Annotated in this window: 4 protein-coding genes and 2 pseudogenes; 4 read left to right on the top strand and 2 right to left on the bottom strand. The window is 51.0% G+C overall.

The window, feature by feature from the left end; translation table 11 throughout:
• The first annotated feature begins 132 nt into the window (after nucleotides 1–132).
• The 4 genes from frmR (at nucleotide 133) to fghA (ending at nucleotide 2,895) form a co-directional block, all read left to right on the top strand.
• Entirely contained in the window at nucleotides 133–408 is a 276-nt protein-coding gene (gene frmR / locus HMPREF3143_RS10880) for a formaldehyde-responsive transcriptional repressor FrmR (protein ID WP_017384071.1), read from the top strand.
• Between the two features lie 34 nt (nucleotides 409–442).
• Nucleotides 443–1,552: an S-(hydroxymethyl)glutathione dehydrogenase gene (gene frmA, locus HMPREF3143_RS10875; RefSeq protein WP_017384070.1), complete on the top strand. Its 1,110-nt coding sequence runs from the start codon at nucleotides 443–445 to the stop codon at nucleotides 1,550–1,552.
• A gap of 43 nt (nucleotides 1,553–1,595) precedes the next feature.
• The gene (locus tag HMPREF3143_RS10870) at nucleotides 1,596–1,994 is read left to right on the top strand and encodes a VOC family protein (protein ID WP_012561111.1); all 399 of its coding nucleotides are present in this window, start codon (nucleotides 1,596–1,598) and stop codon (nucleotides 1,992–1,994) included.
• A 64-nt stretch (nucleotides 1,995–2,058) separates the two neighbouring features.
• Nucleotides 2,059–2,895, top strand: a complete 837-nt coding sequence (fghA, locus tag HMPREF3143_RS10865) for an S-formylglutathione hydrolase (RefSeq protein WP_012561110.1) — start codon at nucleotides 2,059–2,061, stop codon at nucleotides 2,893–2,895.
• Between the two features lie 27 nt (nucleotides 2,896–2,922).
• Here fghA and HMPREF3143_RS25630 read toward each other — a convergent pair.
• A pseudogene (locus tag HMPREF3143_RS25630) lies at nucleotides 2,923–3,075 on the bottom strand (resolvase); the annotation flags it as partial.
• A 114-nt stretch (nucleotides 3,076–3,189) separates the two neighbouring features.
• A pseudogene (locus HMPREF3143_RS24770) lies at nucleotides 3,190–3,366 on the bottom strand (IS3 family transposase); the annotation flags it as partial.

Raw genomic sequence — 3,366 nt, 5'->3', positions numbered from 1 at the left:
CATAAAACACTATCAGTAAGTTGGAGTCATTACCGGTGCTCTGATATATTTATTATACTATAGTGGGGTATGTGTTGATCTTAATGTAATACTCCCCTATAGTATAAGAAATACAGAGCAGTGAGGTAAGCAATGCCCAGTACTCCTGAAGAGAAAAAAAAGGTCCTAACCCGGGTTCGCCGTATCCGGGGTCAGATTGATGCTCTGGAAAGAGCACTTGAAAGTGGCGCTGAATGCCGTTCCGTTCTCCAGCAAATCGCCGCCGTCCGGGGCGCCGCTAACGGACTGATGGCAGAGGTGCTGGAGAGCCACATACGGGAAACCTTTGACCAGAATGACAGCTACAGTCATGAAGTCAGTAAATCAGTTGACGATACGATTGAGCTGGTTCGTGCCTATCTTAAATAGGTGAGGCCATTATTACATTGAGGATATATTACGTATGAAATCACGTGCCGCTGTTGCATTTGCACCAGGGAAGCCCCTGGAGATTGTTGAAATTGATGTTGCTCCGCCTAAAAAAGGCGAGGTGCTGATTAAAAACACCCACACAGGTGTCTGCCATACCGATGCCTTTACCCTCTCAGGGAATGACCCTGAGGGCGTTTTCCCGGTGGTTCTCGGCCACGAGGGAGCCGGTATCGTCGTTGAAGTTGGTGAAGGCGTCACCAGTGTGAAGCCGGGTGACCATGTTATTCCGCTCTACACCGCTGAATGCGGGGAGTGTGAATTCTGCCAGTCCGGTAAAACGAACCTCTGTGTATCGGTTCGCGAGACTCAGGGCAAAGGACTGATGCCTGACGGGACCACTCGCTTTTCATACAACGGTCAGCCTCTTTACCACTACATGGGATGTTCCACATTCAGTGAATACACCGTTGTGGCCGAGGTTTCTCTGGCAAAAATTAACCCGGAGGCGAACCATGAACACGTCTGCCTGTTGGGTTGTGGCGTGACTACCGGTATTGGCGCCGTCCATAACACGGCTAAAGTGCAGCCGGGCGATTCAGTTGCCATTTTTGGTCTGGGGGCAATTGGTCTGGCTGCGGTACAGGGGGCCCGTCAGGCAAAAGCGGGACGTATTATCGCTATCGATACTAATCCGACAAAATTTGACCTGGCCCGTCAGTTCGGGGCCACTGACTGCATTAACCCGAATGATTATGACAAACCGATTAAAGATGTTCTGCTGGATATCAACAAGTGGGGTATTGACCATACCTTTGAATGTATCGGTAACGTTAACGTCATGCGTGCAGCGCTGGAAAGTGCTCACCGTGGGTGGGGGCAGTCCGTTGTCATTGGTGTCGCAGGGGCCGGACAGGAGATTTCCACCCGTCCTTTCCAGCTGGTCACCGGGCGCGTATGGAAAGGTTCCGCGTTTGGCGGAGTAAAAGGCCGCACTCAGCTCCCCGGTATGGTCGAGGATGCCATGAAGGGGGATATTGACCTTGAGCCATTTGTAACCCATACGATGACACTGGATGAAATCAATGACGCCTTCGAGCTTATGCATGAAGGCAAATCTATCCGGACAGTGATTCATTACTGATCCCATCAGAATTTTAATCAACTCAAACTGAAGGAAGTGGAAAATGACAACTCCGGTAATTTCTGGTGACGGCATCTTTTCTCATGTGTTCATTGGCGCAGCCGATGTCGAGAAATCCTCCGCATTTTACGATGTCGTCCTGGGCACGCTTGGTATCAATAACCTCGGCCCGTTTGGCAACGGCTGGGTACTCTATGGCCGCGAAAAGCCGGCATTTATCATTGCCCGTCCGGGCAACGGTGAAGCACCTTCCGCTAACGGGGTGACTGTCGGCTTCGCTGCTGCCACCCCGGAAGAGGTTGATGCTTTCCATGCTGCCGGCCTTGCCGCCGGTGGAGCTGATGAAGGTCAACCTGGCCCGCGTGGTCACCTTCCCGGGGCCTATGCTGCCTACCTGCGGGATCCGGCGGGTAACAAAATCACGGCGTATACGTTTATCTGACGTCCGGATTTAAAGATACTTCCCCTGGCTTCGGTCAGGGGAAATAACCATGAGATAACGGCTGATGGAACTCATTGAGCAGCATGCCAGCTCTGGCGGCTGGCAAAACGTGTACCGGCATTATTCACAATCCCTTAATTGTGAAATGAATTTCGGTGTGTATCTTCCTCCCAAAGCAGTAACAGAAAAACTGCCGGTACTATACTGGTTGTCGGGCCTGACCTGTACTGAGCAGAATTTCATCACCAAATCAGGTATGCAGCATTATGCAGCCCGGCATAACGTCATCGTTGTTGTCCCGGATACCAGTCCCCGGGGTAATAATGTCCCGGATGCCGACAGTTACGATCTTGGCCAGGGGGCCGGTTTTTATCTGAACGCGACGGAACAGCCGTGGAATGTTCATTACAGGATGTATGACTATATTCTCAGAGAGCTTCCGGATGTCGTCATGAATCATTTTCCTGCAACGGCAAGAAAATCTATATCCGGTCATTCTATGGGAGGGCTGGGTGCTCTGGTGCTGGCTCTGCGAAATCCTGGTGAATATGTGAGCGTATCAGCATTTTCCCCGATAGTATCGCCTTCTCAGGTGCCATGGGGGCAACAGGCATTTAGCGCTTACCTGGGTGAAAACAGAAAAACGTGGGAAGCCTACGATCCAGTCAGCCTCATTTTACAGGGTGAAAAATTACCAGAAATCTTCATTGATCAGGGGCTGAGTGACGCCTTTTATGAAGAGCAACTGCGCACCAAAATCCTTGAGAGAGTATGCAATGAGATGAACCTCAATGCGTCGTTCCGATATCATACTGGATACGACCACAGCTATTATTTCATTTCCAGCTTTATTGGTGAGCACATTGCTTACCATGCCAACAGGCTCAGGCTGTCAGCATGAGTTGATTTCCAGCCTCAGAAAATGTGCTTAATTTTCAGGCCTGAACAGGGCCTGAACCCTGCAGACCTGAGATGTACTGTAACTGGTGGCTTCAGCAGTTTCTCTTATGCTCAGTTTCTTGACCTGTCGGTAATACAGAACTTTCTTATGTCGTTCCTGATCGGCCTGTTTGCCCCGGTGAATCTCCACGGATAATCTAGACACTTCCGAGCCGTTGATGGACTGACCCCGCCCCGGTAGACGATCCTGCCCTATAGTTTGGACTGACCCCACGCCTGTAGACAAATCCTGTCCTCACGACGAGGCCTGTTCGAAGGCCTCCGGACTGACGCCGCCGAGGTGGCTGTGGCGCCGGGACCGGTTATAGAAGACTTCAATGTAATCGAAGATCCGCCCGGGCCAGATCCCTGGTTTTATATATGCGTTTTCTGATCCGTTCTTTTTTCAGCGAACTGAAGAACGATTCGGCCA

Origin of the sequence: Enterobacter sp. HMSC16D10 (genome assembly GCF_001807145.1) — a bacterium.
Taxonomy (GTDB): Bacteria; Pseudomonadota; Gammaproteobacteria; order Enterobacterales; family Enterobacteriaceae; genus Enterobacter; species Enterobacter roggenkampii.
This window is presented reverse-complemented; position numbering and strand designations above follow the sequence as displayed.

Bases quoted from the DNA above. Each gene is read 5' to 3' on its own strand.
- frmR (WP_017384071.1), top strand. From the start codon at position 133: ATGCCCAGTACTCCTGAAGAGAAAAAAAAGGTCCTAACCCGGGTTCGC.
- frmA (WP_017384070.1), top strand. From the start codon at position 443: ATGAAATCACGTGCCGCTGTTGCATTTGCACCAGGGAAGCCCCTGGAG.
- HMPREF3143_RS10870 (WP_012561111.1), top strand. From the start codon at position 1,596: ATGACAACTCCGGTAATTTCTGGTGACGGCATCTTTTCTCATGTGTTC.
- fghA (WP_012561110.1), top strand. From the start codon at position 2,059: ATGGAACTCATTGAGCAGCATGCCAGCTCTGGCGGCTGGCAAAACGTG.